The organism is Albimonas pacifica (genome assembly GCF_900113695.1).
In the GTDB taxonomy this organism is placed as follows: domain Bacteria; phylum Pseudomonadota; class Alphaproteobacteria; order Rhodobacterales; family Rhodobacteraceae; genus Albimonas; species Albimonas pacifica.
The window spans coordinates 32,263-46,293 of the sequence record NZ_FOQH01000014.1 but is presented as its reverse complement, the minus strand read 5'-3'; the positions used below and the strand labels follow the sequence as shown (position 1 = coordinate 46,293).

Below are 14,031 nucleotides of genomic sequence, written 5' to 3'. Positions count from 1 at the left end.
CAATCCGCTCAGGATTGACATCATAATTCGGCTCAGGCGAATGATCGGGCATGGACCGTCTCGACCGCCTCGAACTTTTCGTCCGCATCGTGGAGGGCGGCAGCTTCGCCCGCGCGGCGCGGGAGCTGCGGGTGGCGCGGTCCTCGGCCACCCAGGCGATCCAGGCGCTGGAGCGCGAGACCGGCGTGCGCCTGCTCGCCCGCACCACCCGCCACGTGGCCCCGACGCCCGAGGGGGTGGAGTTCCACCGCCGCGCCCGCCGGATCCTGGCCGAGGTGGAGGACGCGCTGGGCCGCTTCGCCGGCAGCCCCTCGGGACACCTGCGCATCGAGGCGCCGGGGCTGCTGACGCGGACCTTCCTGGCGCCGCGCCTGCCGGAGTTCCTGGCCCGCCACCCGAACCTGACCCTGTCGTTCTCGCAGGGCGACCGGCTGGCCGACATCGTGCGCGAGGGCGTGGACTGCGCGATCCGGGCGGGGCGGCCGCAGGACAGCAGCCTGCGGATGCGCCGGCTGGGGGAGCTGCCCGAGATCACCTGCGCGAGCCCCGCCTACCTCGCGCGGCACGGCACGCCGCGCCATGTCGACGACCTGGAGGGGCACCGCATGGTGGGCTTCGTCTCCTCGCGCACCGGGGACGTGCTGCCGCTGGAGTTCGTGGTGGACGGCAGGACCTGCACCCGCGCCCTGCCCGCGACGGTGGCCACCGACAACTCCGACACCGCCGCGGCGCTGGCGCTGCAGGGGCTGGGGCTGGTGCAGGCGCCGCGCTACCGCTTCGCCGAGGATCTCGCCCGCGGCGCGCTGGTGGAGGTGCTGCCCGGCTCGCCGCCCGAGGCGATGCCGCTCAACGCCCTGCACGCCGGCGACCGCTTCGTCTCCCGCCGGCTGGAGGCGTTCCTGGACTGGGCGAAGAGCTGCTTCGCCGGTCTGGCCTGAGCGCGCCGGCGCCGGCGGCCCCGCCCGCCCGAAAGCAAAGGCGCGCCCCGGAGGGGGCGCGCCTCGTCGCTCTGCGGGGCGCCCGGAGGCCGGGCGCCCGGGCTCAGTACCAGGGGCCGCGGACCACCTCGACCCCGTCGGCGGCGGCCTTCAGGGCGGTCTCGAACTTGTCGAGGTCGGAGTCGCGGTAGTGGTAGGGATAGACCACCGCCGGCCTGAACTCGGCGACTGCCGAGGCGGCCTGCTCCTCGGTCATCGTGTAGGGCAGGTTGAAGGGCACGAAGGCGATGTCGATGCCGGTCAGGGCGCGCATCTCGGGAATGTCCTCGGTGTCGCCGGCGATGTAGACGGTCTTGCCGTCGATCTCGAGGACATAGCCGTTGTCCCGGCCCTTGGGGTGATACTGCAGCCGCCCTTCGGTGGTGTTGTAGGCGGGGATGGCGCGCAAGGGGATGCCGGCGGCGTCCGCCGTCTCGCCGTTGGCGACCGCGGTGGCGCGGGTCTTCAGGTCGGCGGGCAGCATCTCCATCACCGCGGGGTTCACGATCAGCCGGGCGCCGTTGTGGGCGGCCAGCGCCGCCAGCGTCTCGGGCGCGTAGTGGTCGCCATGCTGGTGGGTGATCAGGATCACGTCCGCGTCGGGGAAGTCGGCGTAGGCGGAGGGGTCGCCGACCGGATCGACGTAGATCACCGGGCCGGGCGTGGTCATCACCAAGGAGGCGTGCGCGACCGGGTGGATGCCGATTTCGCCCCCGTCGGTGGCGTAGGCGTCGCCGGCGGCCCTGGCCCGCCAGGGCATGATCCCGATCGTGCCGATCCCTGCGAGCGCCGCCGCCCCCAGCTTCATCGCTTCGCGCCGCGTGCGGTCCATCTCGATCTCCCTCATGATCGCGGGCGTGTTCCCGCGACCCGCAACTTGGAGCGTTGCGCCGCTAGGGCAATTGAAATGGACGTGAGCGCAGGACGCGAGGCGGGCCCCGCGTCCTGCGGGGCCTCAGGCCTCGGCGCGGGCGGCCTCGCAGGCGCGGGCGATGTCGCGGCCGATCGCGGCGAGCTCCTCGGCCACCGGCGCGCAGAGGTTGTGCAGCCGGATGAAGCCGTGGGTCAGCCCGGGCGCCTCGCGCAGGGTGACGGGCACCCCCGCGGCCTCCAGCGCCCGGGCGTAGGCCAGCCCCTCGTCGCGCAGCACGTCGTATTCGGCGAGCGTCACCACCGCCGGCGGCAGGCCCGAGAGGTCCCTCGCCCGCAGCGGAGAGATGTCGGGCGTGGCCCAGGCCTCGGGCGGCGCGTAGTGGGCGAAGAACCACTCCATGTCCTTGCGCTTGAGGGGCATCCCCTCCGAACGCTCGCGGTAGGAGGGCCGCTCGAAGTCGCAGTCGGTCACCGGGTAGATCAGCGCCTGGAGGGCGATCTCGACCCGCCCCTTCAGCCGCCGGGCGGCGATGGTGGCGAGGTTGGCGCCCGCGCTGTCGCCGGCCACCGCCAGCGGCAGGGGCCGCGCGAAGGCGGTCCGGGCGAGCTCGGCCCCGTGGAGCACCCCGTCCTCGGCGTCCTCCAGCGGGGCGGGGAACGGGTGCTCGGGCGCCAGGCGATAGTCGACCATCAGCACCGCGCAGCCGCTGTCGCTGGCGAGCTGCCGGCCCAGGGCGTCGAAGTCGTCGATGTCGGCCAGCACCCAGCCGCCGCCGTGGAGATAGACCACCAGCCCCCCGGGCTCGGCCGCGGGGACCAGCAGGCGGCCCGGGATCTCCCCGCCGCGGGTGGGGATGGAAAGGTCGCGCGCCTCGTGCATCCGCGGCCCCTCGCCCACCGCCTCGCGGCCGGCGGCGATCTGGGCGCGGCCGGCCTCGGGCGGCTGGTCCGAGAGGCCGGGCATCTGGGCGAGCCTCTCGAGCATGACCTCGATGAACGGATGCAGGGGCATGGCGGGGTCTCCTCCCATCGCGGCGGGCGGATCGCGGGGGCGTCCGCCGTCTGTCGGGCGCAAGGTGCGCTGCGGTCGAAGGACGCGTCAAGAACACTTGCCGGGCGGTCGGTCGGGAGTTAGTAAGGGAACCAACGGATCGCAAAGCGCCTGCTCCTCCCTGTGCAGTCGCGACGCTCGGACCGGGCGGCTTCGGGACCTCCCTCCCTGGCCGCACCTGCCGGACCGGCCGATCCGCCCATCGCCGGACGGGCCCAGCGCCCGGCCGGCGCTTTTCTTTTCGGGACGACCCTGGCGGCGTCCGGGACGCGCGCGGCCCCGGCCGGGGCCGAGTCTCCCAGGACCTGCCCGGGCCGATGACGGCGCCGGGGCGGTCGGCGAAGGCCGCACGGCGGCGTCGCCCCTCCCGCAGGGCCGTCCGACCCGCGAACCGGCCGAGCGCGCCTGCGCCTGCGGCTCCCGCCCTGATCCCATTTCGCGGAAACCTCCCCGTCAGACGGAAACCCCGGAATCAGCGCGGAAGCCTTTCCGCCGCTGGCCTGCGCCCATATTGCGGGCGCCGCCTGCCGGGATGCTCTTGCAGAGGGCGGTTTGACATCGCCGGGCGGGCCTTCATGTTTACGCGCATTGCACATGCGCGGCGGCGCCGGGGCGGAGATCCCTTCGGGCCGGGCCCGTCGTGACTCGAGATCTGGACAGGAGCGCCGGCCCGACCCGACGCCCCGCCGTCAGGAGGACCCGCCGCATGAGCCGCCCCATCCGTCCCTTCGCGCTGGCGACCGCGCTCGTCGCGCTGACCAGTCCCGCCTTCGCCGCGGAGCTCTCGATCGTCTCCGGCCCCGTGGGCCGCGACAACGAGGTGCTGCGGATGAACCTCGACAAGTTCGAGGAGATGACCGGGCACACGGTCGAGATCGTGGAGATGCCCTCCTCGACCACCGACCAGTTCGCCCAGTACCGGCTGTGGCTGTCGGCGGGGAATTCGGACATCGACGTCTACCGCACCGACGTCGTCTGGGCGCCGCAGCTCGCGAGCCATTTCGTCGACCTCTCCGCCGCCGCCGAGGGTGAAGTCGAAAAACACTTCGATTCGATCATCCAGTCCCAGACGGTCGAGGGGAAGCTGGTGGCGATGCCGATGTTCTCGGACGCCCCCGCCCTGTTCTATCGCACCGACCTGATGGAGAAATACGGCTTCGAGCCCCCGCAGACCTGGGAGGAGATGGCCGAGCAGGCCAAGGCCATCCAGGACGGCGAGCGCGGCGAGGGCGCCTCGGACTTCCACGGCTTCGTCTTCCAGGGCGCCGCCTACGAGGGCCTGACCTGCGACGCGCTGGAGTGGGTGATGTCCCACGGCGGCGGCCAGATCGTGGAGCCGGACGGAACCATCTCCATCGACAACCCCGAGGCGGCCGAGGCGCTGGACGTCGCCGCGGGCTGGATCGGCACGATCTCCCCCCAGGGCGTGCTCGCCTACAAGGAGGAGGAGAGCCGCGGCGTCTGGCAGACCGGCAACGCCGCCTTCATGCGCAACTGGCCCTACGCCTGGGCGCTCGGCCAGGGCGAGGATTCGGCGGTGAAGGACAAGTTCGCCATCGCCCCCCTGCCCTCGGGCGGCGCGGGCTCGGCCGCCACGCTGGGCGGCTGGAACCTGGCGGTGTCGGCCTATTCCGAGAACCAGGAGGCCGCCATCGAGCTGGTGATGTTCCTCACCGGCGAGGAGGCGCAGAAGACCCGCGCCATCGAGATCACCCGCCTGCCCACCATCGAGGCGCTCTACGAGGATCCCGAGATCGCCGAAGCCCAGCCCTCGATCCCGCAGTGGAAGGAGATCTTCCTCAACACCGTGCCCCGGCCGTCCGCGCCCACCAAGAGCGCCTACAACGAGGTCTCGAACGAGTTCTGGGACGCGGTGCATGCGACCCTCTCGGGCGAGCGCCCGGGGGCCGCGAGCCTGAAGCGCCTGGCGGCGCGGCTCGAGCGGATCAAGGGGTCGGGCTGGTAAGGCCGTCCGCGTGACCGATCGCGCCAAGGACGGGGGCGGGCCGCCCGCCCCCAGGACCCCGCCTGGCCGCTCGCGCCTGCGGGCGCAGCGGCTGCGCTCGGCGGCGCTGTTCCTGCTGCCGATGCTGGCGGTGCTGGCCTTCGTGGCGGGCTGGCCGCTGTTCCGCACCATCTGGTTCAGCCTCACCGACGCCTCGCTGAGCGATCTGCCCGGCGCGCAGTGGTACGGGCTGAAGAATTACCTCGAGTGGTTCGATTACGGCGACGGGGACGGCGAGTGGTTCGGGCTGCTCGCCTCCGCCGACTGGTGGAATGCGGTCTGGAACACCGTGCGCTTCGCGCTGGTCACCGTCTCGGTCGAGACCGTGCTGGGCATGGCCATCGCGCTGGTCCTGAACCAGGAGTTCGCGGGCCGCGGCTGGGTGCGCGCCGCCGTGCTGATCCCCTGGGCGATCCCGACCATCGTCTCGGCGCGGATGTGGGGCTGGATGCTCAACGACCAGTTCGGGGTGATCAACGACCTCGGCATGACGCTCGGCCTGATCGACCGGCCTGTGGCGTGGATCGCGTCTAGCGACACGGCGATGATCGCGGTGATGCTGGTCGACATCTGGAAGACCACGCCGTTCATGGCGCTGCTGATCCTGGCGGGGCTCCAGATGATCCCGCGCGACATCTATGAAGCGGCGAAGATCGACGGGGTGAACCCCGTGAAGGTCTTCTGGAAGGTGACCCTGCCGCTGGTGGCGCCGGCGTTGATCGTGGCGACGATCTTCCGCGGGCTGGACGCGCTGCGGGTCTTCGACATCGTCTACGTGCTGACGCCCAACAACGACGAGACCACGACGATGTCGGTGCTCGCCTATCAGAACCTGTTTCAGTTCGACAAGTTCGCCTACGGCTCGGCCGCCTCGACCATGCTGTTCCTGACCATCGCGCTGATCACCATCGGCTACATCCGCGTGGCGCGGCTGGACCTGGAGGGGAGCGGGAAATGAGCGACCGCAGCACCCCGCCCCGCCCCAACCTCGCGATGCGCCGGGCGACCCGGGCCCTGAAGACCCTCGGCTTCTGGGCGCTGGTGGTCTTCGTGGTGCTGTTCTCGGTGTTCCCGTTCTACTACGCGATCCTGACCAGCCTGGAGAGCGGCTCGGCGCTGTTCGAGGTCAACTACCTGCCGACCTCGCTGGACGTCTCGAACTACGTCTCGGTCCTGACCAAGGGGCCGTTCCCGCTGAATTTCCTCAATTCGGTGCTGGTGGCGGTGGCGGTGGTGGCGATCTCGCTGTTTCTGGCCGTGACCGCGGCCTTCGCGCTGTCGCGCGTGCGCTTCCGCGGGCGCGGGCTCCTGCTGCTGACCATCCTCTCGGTCTCGATGTTCCCGCAGATCGCGGTGCTGGCGGGGCTGTTCGAGATGGTGCGGGCGTTCGATCTCTATAACTCGCTGGGCTCGCTGATCCTGAGCTACATGATCTTCACCCTGCCCTTCACGGTCTGGGTGCTGACCACCTTCATGCGCGACATGCCCGCCGAGCTCGAAGAGGCCGCCATCGTCGACGGCGCCACGCCCTTCCAGATCGTGTGGAAGGTGTTCCTGCCGCTGCTGTGGCCCGCCATGGTCACCACCGGCCTCCTGGCCTTCATCCAGGCGTGGAACGAGTTCCTCTTCGCCCTGACCTTCGTCGCCTCGAACGAGACGCGCACCGTCCCCGTCGCCATCGCGATGCTGTCCGGGTCCTCGGGGCAGGAGGTGCCGTGGGGGGAGATCATGGCGGCCTCCGTCGTCGTCACCGCGCCGCTGGTGGTCATGGTGCTGGTCTTCCAGCGCAAGATCGTCGCCGGGCTGACCGCGGGAGGGGTGAAGGGATGAGCGGCGACGACTGGTGGCGGGGCGCGGTGATCTACGAGATCTACGTCCGCTCCTTCCAGGACGGCGACGGCAACGGGATCGGGGATCTCTCCGGCGTGCGCGCCCGCCTGCCCCACGTGGCCGAGCTGGGGGCGGACGCGGTGTGGCTGACGCCCTTCTACCGCTCGCCGATGAAGGACTTCGGCTACGACGTGTCGGGCTTCACCGAGGTCGACCCGATGTTCGGGACCGACGCCGACTTCGACGCCCTGGTCGAGGAGGCTCATGGCCTGGGCCTGAAGGTGATCATCGACCTGGTGCTGTCGCACACCTCCGACCAGCACCCCTGGTTCGTCGAAAGCCGCTCGGGCCGCGAGGGGCCGCGGGCCGACTGGTACGTCTGGGCGGACGCGAAGCCCGACGGGACGGCGCCGAACAACTGGCTCTCGATCTTCGGGGGGCCGGCGTGGGAGTGGGACACCACCCGCCAGCAATATTACATGCACAACTTTCTCGCCGCGCAGCCGGACCTGAATTTCCATTGCGCGCAGGTGCAGGAGGCCGTGCTGGGCGTCGCCCGCCACTGGCTGGAGCGGGGGGTGGACGGCTTCCGCCTCGATACCGTGAACTTCTACTTTCACGACCCCGCGCTGACCGACAACCCGGTGCTGGCGCCTTCGAAGCGCAACGCCAACACCGCGCCCTCGGAAAATCCCTACAACTGGCAGGACCACCTGCACGACAAGACCCGGCCGGAGAACCTGGAGTTCCTGAGGCGCCTGCGCGCCCTGCTCGACGAATTCGGCGGCGAGGGACGGATGCGGGCCACGCTGGGCGAGGTCGGCGAAAGCCAGCGCGGCAAGCAGGTCATGGCCGACTACACCGCAGGCGCCGACAAGCTGCACATGTGCTACGACTTCGACTTCCTCGCCCCCGACCTGCCCGACGCGGCCCGGGTGAAGGAGGTGATCGCCGGCGTGCAGGCCGTGGCGGGGGCCGGCGGCGGCTCCTGGCCCTGCTGGGCCTTCTCCAACCACGACACCGTGCGCCACCCCTCCCGCTGGAAGCTGGACGAGCCGGAGCAGGTCCGCGTGATGGCCGCCCTGCTGCTGTCCTTGCGCGGCTCCGTCTGCCTCTACCAGGGCGAGGAGCTGGGCCTGACCGAGGCGCATCTCGCCTACGAGGACATCCGCGACCCCTACGGCCTGCGGCTCTGGCCCCAGTTCAAGGGCCGCGACGGCTGCCGCACCCCGATGCCCTGGGCGCATGACGCGCCCCACGCCGGGTTTTCCGACGCCAAACCCTGGCTGCCGCTGGCGCCCGAGCATGTGGCCCATGCGGTGGACGTGCAGGAAGGGGACCCCGCCTCGACGCTGCACGCCTATCGCCGCCTGCTGGCGTTCCGGCGCGCGCACCCGGCGCTCGCCCGCGGCGCGCTGGAGCTGGAGGAGGCGCCGGACCCCGTCGTCGCCTTCACCCGGTCGACGGGCAATTCGCGGATCCTCTGCGCCTTCAACCTCTCGAACCAGACCCGCGCCCTGCGCGCCCCCTGGGCGGCGCATGGGCTGAACGGGCACGGCTTTTCCGGCCGGCTGATCGACGGCTCCCTGCGGCTGGGGCCCTGGGACGCCTATTTCGGGGCCGAGGCGCCGGAGGCCGCATGAAGAAAGGAACCCCATGGCTCGCCTGACGCTGGAGAAACTCGGCAAGCGCTACGGCCGCGTGCAGGCGCTGAGCGACATCGACCTCGCCATCGAGACGGGCGAGTTCGTGGTCTTCGTCGGCCCCTCGGGCTGCGGGAAATCCACCCTGCTGCGCTGCATCGCGGGGCTGGAGGAGATCTCGGAGGGCGAGCTCGCCTTCGACGGCGAGCGGGTGAACGAGCTGACCCCGGCCGAACGGGGCGTCGCCATGGTCTTCCAGTCCTACGCGCTCTACCCGCACATGACGGTCTACGAGAACATGGCCTTCGGCCTGCGTCTCGCGAAGGCCGGCAAGGGCGCGGTCGAGGAGCGGGTGCGCGAGGCCGCGAGGATGCTGCAGCTCGAGCCGCTGCTCGACCGCCTCCCCCGCCAGCTCTCCGGCGGCCAGCGCCAGCGCGTCGCCATCGGGCGGGCGATCGTGCGCGACCCGCGGGTGTTCCTCTTCGACGAGCCGCTCTCGAACCTCGACGCGGCGCTGCGGGTGCAGACCCGGATCGAGATCGCGGGCCTGCACGAGCGGATGGCCGAGACCACGATGATCTACGTCACCCACGACCAGGTGGAGGCGATGACGCTCGCCGACCGCATCGTGGTGCTGCGCGACGGGCGGGTGGAGCAGGTGGGGGCGCCGATGGAGCTTTATCATCACCCCGCCAACACCTTCGTGGCCCGCTTCATCGGCTCGCCCTCGATGAACCTTCTGGCGGCCGAGCCCACCGACGCGGGCGTGCAGGTCAAGGGCTTCGCCCCCACCCCCCTGACCGCGCCGCCAGGCGCGCGCGGCCTCAGCCTGGGCGTGCGCCCCGAGAACCTGCGCCTGGCGGAGGACGGCGAGACGCCCTTCTACGAGGGCGACGCGAGCCTGGTGGAGAAGCTGGGCGAGAGCCAGCTCGTCTATTTCGACATGGGCGCCGAGGCCGAGCCGCTGGTCGCCCGCCTCCCCGGCGCGCTGCCGGCGAAGAAGGGCGACCGGATGCGCCTGGCGACCGACCCCGAGGCGCTGCGCCTCTTCGACGACGCGGGCCAGGCGGTGCGGGCGGGGTGAAGACCTCTCGGGCCGCGCCTGGCGGCCGTCGGCGGGCAGGAGGCCCCGGGTCGAGCCCGGGGCCTTCTGCCCGGGGGCGGATCAGGGGAGCTTCGAGAGCAGGCGGACGATCCGCTTCGGCCAGGGGCTGCCGAAGAGGCGGGGCGTGAAATAGGCCCCCGCGGCGCGTTTCGAGATCTCGCCGCGGGTGGGATAGGGGGCGATCATCGAGGTGATCGCCGTCAGCTTCAGCCCCGCCGACATCGCCAGAACCCAGGGCTGGATCAGGTCGCCCGCGCCGGGGCCGACCAGCGTCACGCCCACCGGCCGGCCCTTGACCGCCATCAGCTTCAGGAACCCCTCCGTCGCGCCCTCGGTCACTGCGCGGTCGTTGCCGGAGAAGGTCTCGCGGATCACCTCCAGCCGGTCGCCATGGGCGTCGCGCGCCTCGGCCTCGGTCAGGCCGGCCTGGGCGAGCTCGGGGCTCGCGTAGGTCACGCGCGGGATGGGCGTGCGGTCGGTGCGGATCGGCAGGCGGAAGAGGGCGGAGCGCACCACCAGCCCCCCGTGCCAGCCGGCGACATGGGTGAACTGCGGCCCGCCCGCCGCGTCGCCGATGGCGTAGACCCGCCGGTTCGTGCTGCGCAGGCCGCGGTCGACCCTCACCCCCGCCGGCCCCGCCTCGATCCCCGCTTTCGCAAGGTCCAGCCGGTCGAGGTTCGGCCGCCGCCCCGCCGCCACCAGCAGCGCGTCGCCCTCGTGGCGGGCGCCGTCTTCGGCGATCAGGGCGACGCCGGTCCCGGTGGTCTCGGCCCGCGCCACGGGGGCGTCTTCCAGGATCTCCACGCCCGCGGCCCTCAGCGAGGTCAGCACCAGGGCCGCGGCCTCGGGGTCCTCGCGGCCGAGCGCCCGGCCGGCCTCGATCACCGTGACCGCGCAGCCCAGGCGGCGGTGGGCGAGCGCCATCTCGATCCCGATGGGGCCGCCGCCCAGGATCAGCAGGCGCCCGGGGCGGGGGCGGGGGTCGAACAGCGTCTCGTTGGTCAGGTGGGGGACCGTCTCCAGCCCCGGGACCGGCGGGGCCGCGGGGGAAGAGCCGGTGGCGATCACCGCCCGACGCGGGCGGATGCGGGTCTCGCCGGCCTGGATCTCGTCGGGGCCGGTGAAACGGGCCCAGGCGCGGATCACCGTGACGCCCAGCCCCTCGAACCGCGCCTGCGAGTCGTGGGGGGCGATGGTCGCGATGGCCTCGCGGACATGGGCGAGCGCATCCTCCCACCCGAGGCCCCGCGCGCCCGCGGCGAGCAGCGCCTTGGAGGGCACGCAGCCGAAGTTGAGGCAGTCGCCCCCCATCTCGCCGCCCTCGACCAGCACCACCGAGGCGCCGAGCTGCACCGCCCCCGCAGCCGCCGACAGGCCGCCGGAGCCCGCGCCGATGACGCAGAGGTCGGGGGTCAGGACCGGACCGCTCATCCCTCGCCCTCCAGCCGGGAGCCGCGGCCGCGCGCCGCGCGCAGGACCGCCGGCAGGGCCGCCAGGGCGGCGAGCGCCAGCAGCGGGCCCAGCACCTCGATGCGGAAGATCAGGCCCAGGTCCGGCTCCCCTCCCGCGTCGAAGACCGCGCCGAGGCCGGCGCCGGTCCAGGAATAGACCGCCGTGCCGGGGATGATGCCGACGAAGGTGGTCCACACGTAGGTGCGCGTGCGCACGCCCAGGAAGGCGGGCGCGAGGTTGGCGATGAAGAAGGGAACCGCCGGGATCAGGCGCAGGGTCAGCAGGACCGAGGCCTCGTTCTCCGCCACGCCCGCGCGCAGGCGGGCGAGGAAGCCTCCCCGCCCCTGCAGCCGCCGCTCCAGCGCCGCGCCGAGCGAGCTGCGCGCGGCGAGGAAGATCGCGGTGGCCCCGATCGTGGCTGCGACCACGGTCAGCGCCGTGCCCGCCGCCGCGCCGAACAGGAAGCCCCCCGCCAGCGTCATGATCGCCCCGCCGGGCAGCGAGAAGGCGACCACCGCGACATAGGCCAGCACGTAGGCCGCCGCCGCCTCCGCCCAGGCCGAATCGCGCCAGGCGACCAGGGCCGCGCGATTCTCGCGCAGCGTCTCGAACGACAGCCGGTCGCCCAGCAGCCAGGCCCCCAGGAGCGCCCCGGCGACGATCGCCGCCAGCGGGAGCCAGCGCCGCCAGCCGGGGCGCGGGGGCGCCTCGGCGCCCGGGCCGGGGGGAATCGGGGCCTGCGTCATCGCTCGTCTCCCTCTCGCCGCGGGGCGCCGCGGCGGCGTTCCAGCGATATGCACGGGGTTCGGCGGCCGGGCCACTCCCCTCACGCCGGGTTGATGGCGCTTTCTTCGCGCCCCGCCGCGCGTCCCCGGGCTCTGCGCCATTGACAGCGGGGGGCGTGGCGCTTATCCGACCGGCTCCGGAATTTTCGAGGCCCCTCCGTCGCGCGAAGTCGCGGCCGTGCGGGCGAGGTCCGGGATCGCGGCGGGCGCCAGGGGGCGTCGGTCGGCCGGTCCGGGGCCCCGATCAAGGAGCGACACGAGATGAAGCGCACGTACCAGCCGAGCCGGCTCGTCCGCAAGCGCCGCCACGGCTTCCGCGCCCGCATGGCGACCAAGAGCGGTCAGCAGATCATCGCTCGCCGCCGCCGCCAGGGCCGCAAGAAGCTGAGCGCCTGATCGCGTCCCGCCCGCGGGCTCCGTCCCGCGGGCCGACGCCGATCCGCGCCGCGCAGCCGAGAGGCCAGACGGTGATGTCCGCCGCCGAGCCGCCCCGCATGTCCGGAGCCGACGAGCCCGCCTCGCCCGCTTCCGACGCATCGGGCGCGGCCGGCGGCGACGCCGTTTGCGCGCCTGCCGGCCGCGGGCCGGGCGAGGGCGCCTCCGTCCCCGCCCCGTCCGCGGGCGGCGCGGAGGCCATGGTCGGGCCCCCGCCAGGGGCGGACGCCGCCGCCCGGCGGCGCCCGGCGGTGATCAAGCGGCGCCGCGACTTCGTGCTGGCCGCCAACCGCGGCCAGCGCCTCGGCCTGCCCGGCCTGAACCTGCAGGCCCGCCGCCGCCGCGCGGAGGAGCCGGCCGAGGCGCCGGTCCGCGTCGGCTACACTTGCTCGAAGAAGGTCGGCGGCGCCGTGCAGCGCAACCGCGCCAAGCGCCGCCTGCGCGCGGCCGCGGCCGAGGTGCTGCCCGGCCTCGCGCGCCCAGGCTGGGACTACGTCCTGATCGGGCGGCGCGACGCCACCGCCGAGCGGCCGTTTCCCGAGCTCCTGGGCGACCTCGCCGCCGGGCTGACCCGCCTGCATGCGCGCGAGGACAAGGCCGACGCCGCCCGCGCCCGCGGCGAGCCGGTCCCCGAGCCCGCCCCCCGTCCGCCCCGCAAGCCGGGAGCGAAGGGCAAGGGCAAGGCCCCGAAGCCGCCCGCGAAGCCCGGCCCGTGACGGGCGCCCCGCGCCTTCTCGGGCGCCTCCTCGCGCGCCTGCTCGCGCTGCCGGTGCACGGCTACCGCCTGTTCGTCTCCCCCTGGCTCGGCCGCAACTGCCGCTTCGCGCCCTCCTGCTCGGAATACGCGCTCGAGGCGCTGGAGACCCACGGCCCGCTGCGCGGGACCTGGCTCGCCGCCCGCCGCCTCTTGCGCTGCCACCCCTGGGGCGGCGAGGGCCACGACCCGGTGCCCCCGCGACGCGACGGGCCCCCGCCCGCCTGATCCCGCGCCCGGCGCGCCGCGGTTCCGCCCCGGGCGCGCCAGAGCCCCTTCCGCGGCGGGCCGACCGCCCGCCTCAGGCGCGCCCGTCGCGCCGCGGCGCCGCCGGCCACGCCGCACGCCCTCCCGATCTTCTGGAAACCTCGCCCGCCCCGCAGGCCCCGGGCGCATCGCCCGACCCGCCGCGGCGAGCCGGACGCCCGCCCCGGGCGGGCGCGTCGCGCCGCGGCCCGGCCGGCGCGGGGCGCGTCAGCCGCCTTCGCCGAGCTCGCGCAGCAGCAGGGCCGTGCCGACGTTGGGGGCCATGCGCTCGACCAGGGCCGTCTGGGCGCGCGCATCGATGCGCGAGCGGAAGCTCAGCGCGCCGCCCTGGCGGGTCCAGGTCGGGCGGCTGAGGTGCATGGTCTCGCCCGCGCCCAGGCGAAGCTCGTCCGCGCCCGCCTCGGTGCCCGCCAGCGGGATCGCCGCGCCGGGCGCGCCGCCCGCGGGGACCAGCGCCTCGACGTTCCAGCGCCCCGGCGGGATCGCCCCCCAGACCACCGACCCGTCCACGCAGTCGAGCGAGGCCGTCTCGCCCGAGACCTGCTCGCGCAGGCGCAGGGAGACGGGACGGGCCGTCCCGCCCTCGATCAGCTCCGGTTCGGCGATCAGCAGCGCCGCGCCCTGCGCGGCCAGCGTCCGCGGCGAGGCGGTGGCCAGCAGGCCCCGGCACTCGGCCTCGGCCATCGGCGGGCGCGGCGGCGGGCCGGCGTCGCCGCCCGGCGTCCCCCCCGCGCAGGCGGCCAGCGTCGCGAGCCCCACGAGCGCCGTGCCGAGGCGCGAAGCGGCTGGATGGATTGGCATCGTCCCGGTCCTCCTCCTGGACGGCGGGACGATAGGATGGCCCGCCCCCCCGC

14 protein-coding genes are annotated in these 14,031 nt (G+C 73.6%); 9 read left to right on the top strand and 5 right to left on the bottom strand.

The window, feature by feature from the left end; genetic code table 11:
• Positions 1-50 precede the first annotated feature (50 nt).
• A complete protein-coding gene (locus BM064_RS23925) occupies positions 51-938 on the top strand; it encodes a LysR family transcriptional regulator (RefSeq protein ID WP_092865154.1) in 888 nt (295 codons plus the stop codon).
• A 103-nt stretch (positions 939-1,041) separates the two neighbouring features.
• Here BM064_RS23925 and BM064_RS23920 read toward each other — a convergent pair whose 3' ends face one another.
• On the bottom strand, positions 1,042-1,809 hold the full coding sequence (locus BM064_RS23920) for an MBL fold metallo-hydrolase (protein WP_092865151.1): 768 nt from the start codon (positions 1,807-1,809) through the stop codon (positions 1,042-1,044).
• A 123-nt stretch (positions 1,810-1,932) separates the two neighbouring features.
• Positions 1,933-2,862, bottom strand: coding sequence for an alpha/beta hydrolase (locus BM064_RS23915; RefSeq protein ID WP_092865148.1), 930 nt, complete (start codon positions 2,860-2,862; stop codon positions 1,933-1,935).
• 745 nt (positions 2,863-3,607) lie between these two features.
• Between BM064_RS23915 and BM064_RS23910 the strand changes: the two genes are divergently transcribed.
• Genes BM064_RS23910 through BM064_RS23890 form a run of 5 tightly spaced genes read left to right on the top strand, consistent with a single transcriptional unit; the run spans position 3,608 to position 9,463 of the window.
• A complete protein-coding gene (locus BM064_RS23910; RefSeq protein WP_092865145.1) occupies positions 3,608-4,867 on the top strand; it encodes an ABC transporter substrate-binding protein in 1,260 nt (419 codons plus the stop codon).
• A 10-nt stretch (positions 4,868-4,877) separates the two neighbouring features.
• A complete protein-coding gene (locus tag BM064_RS23905; protein ID WP_245779273.1) occupies positions 4,878-5,864 on the top strand; it encodes a carbohydrate ABC transporter permease in 987 nt (328 codons plus the stop codon).
• On the top strand, positions 5,861-6,736 hold the full coding sequence (locus tag BM064_RS23900) for a carbohydrate ABC transporter permease (protein ID WP_245779272.1): 876 nt from the start codon (positions 5,861-5,863) through the stop codon (positions 6,734-6,736). The genes BM064_RS23905 and BM064_RS23900 overlap by 4 nt, the downstream gene beginning before the upstream one ends.
• Entirely contained in the window at positions 6,733-8,379 is a 1,647-nt protein-coding gene (locus tag BM064_RS23895) for an alpha-glucosidase (RefSeq protein WP_092865142.1), read from the top strand. Before BM064_RS23900 ends, BM064_RS23895 begins: the two co-directional genes overlap by 4 nt.
• A 13-nt stretch (positions 8,380-8,392) precedes the next feature.
• The gene (locus BM064_RS23890) at positions 8,393-9,463 is read left to right on the top strand and encodes an ABC transporter ATP-binding protein (RefSeq protein WP_092865139.1); all 1,071 of its coding nucleotides are present in this window, start codon (positions 8,393-8,395) and stop codon (positions 9,461-9,463) included.
• An 81-nt stretch (positions 9,464-9,544) separates the two neighbouring features.
• Here the strand turns inward: BM064_RS23890 and BM064_RS23885 are convergent, their stop codons facing one another.
• Positions 9,545-10,915: a dihydrolipoyl dehydrogenase family protein gene (locus BM064_RS23885; RefSeq protein ID WP_092865136.1), complete on the bottom strand. Its 1,371-nt coding sequence runs from the start codon at positions 10,913-10,915 to the stop codon at positions 9,545-9,547.
• On the bottom strand, positions 10,912-11,682 hold the full coding sequence (locus BM064_RS23880) for a TVP38/TMEM64 family protein (protein WP_092865133.1): 771 nt from the start codon (positions 11,680-11,682) through the stop codon (positions 10,912-10,914). Before BM064_RS23880 ends, BM064_RS23885 begins: the two co-directional genes overlap by 4 nt.
• Before the next feature lie 300 nt (positions 11,683-11,982).
• Between BM064_RS23880 and rpmH the strand changes: the two genes are divergently transcribed.
• The 3 genes from rpmH (at position 11,983) to yidD (ending at position 13,138) form a co-directional block, all read left to right on the top strand.
• A complete protein-coding gene (gene rpmH / locus BM064_RS23875; protein ID WP_092865130.1) occupies positions 11,983-12,117 on the top strand; it encodes a 50S ribosomal protein L34 in 135 nt (44 codons plus the stop codon).
• 290 nt (positions 12,118-12,407) lie between these two features.
• Positions 12,408-12,872, top strand: a complete 465-nt coding sequence (rnpA, locus tag BM064_RS23870; RefSeq protein WP_245779271.1) for a ribonuclease P protein component — start codon at positions 12,408-12,410, stop codon at positions 12,870-12,872.
• Positions 12,869-13,138, top strand: coding sequence for a membrane protein insertion efficiency factor YidD (gene yidD / locus BM064_RS23865; protein ID WP_092865127.1), 270 nt, complete (start codon positions 12,869-12,871; stop codon positions 13,136-13,138). The genes rnpA and yidD overlap by 4 nt, the downstream gene beginning before the upstream one ends.
• Before the next feature lie 246 nt (positions 13,139-13,384).
• Here yidD and BM064_RS23860 read toward each other — a convergent pair whose 3' ends face one another.
• On the bottom strand, positions 13,385-13,978 hold the full coding sequence (locus BM064_RS23860) for a hypothetical protein (protein ID WP_092865124.1): 594 nt from the start codon (positions 13,976-13,978) through the stop codon (positions 13,385-13,387).
• Positions 13,979-14,031 lie beyond the last annotated feature (53 nt).

What these genes read in the sequence shown, in the direction of transcription:
- BM064_RS23925 (WP_092865154.1), top strand. Translation starts at nt 51, where the DNA reads ATGGACCGTCTCGACCGCCTCGAACTTTTCGTCCGCATCGTGGAGGGC.
- BM064_RS23920 (WP_092865151.1), bottom strand. Translation starts at nt 1,809, where the DNA reads ATGGACCGCACGCGGCGCGAAGCGATGAAGCTGGGGGCGGCGGCGCTC.
- BM064_RS23915 (WP_092865148.1), bottom strand. Translation starts at nt 2,862, where the DNA reads ATGCCCCTGCATCCGTTCATCGAGGTCATGCTCGAGAGGCTCGCCCAG.
- BM064_RS23910 (WP_092865145.1), top strand. Translation starts at nt 3,608, where the DNA reads ATGAGCCGCCCCATCCGTCCCTTCGCGCTGGCGACCGCGCTCGTCGCG.
- BM064_RS23900 (WP_245779272.1), top strand. Translation starts at nt 5,861, where the DNA reads ATGAGCGACCGCAGCACCCCGCCCCGCCCCAACCTCGCGATGCGCCGG.
- BM064_RS23895 (WP_092865142.1), top strand. Translation starts at nt 6,733, where the DNA reads ATGAGCGGCGACGACTGGTGGCGGGGCGCGGTGATCTACGAGATCTAC.
- BM064_RS23890 (WP_092865139.1), top strand. Translation starts at nt 8,393, where the DNA reads ATGGCTCGCCTGACGCTGGAGAAACTCGGCAAGCGCTACGGCCGCGTG.
- BM064_RS23885 (WP_092865136.1), bottom strand. Translation starts at nt 10,915, where the DNA reads ATGAGCGGTCCGGTCCTGACCCCCGACCTCTGCGTCATCGGCGCGGGC.
- BM064_RS23880 (WP_092865133.1), bottom strand. Translation starts at nt 11,682, where the DNA reads ATGACGCAGGCCCCGATTCCCCCCGGCCCGGGCGCCGAGGCGCCCCCG.
- rpmH (WP_092865130.1), top strand. Translation starts at nt 11,983, where the DNA reads ATGAAGCGCACGTACCAGCCGAGCCGGCTCGTCCGCAAGCGCCGCCAC.
- BM064_RS23860 (WP_092865124.1), bottom strand. Translation starts at nt 13,978, where the DNA reads ATGCCAATCCATCCAGCCGCTTCGCGCCTCGGCACGGCGCTCGTGGGG.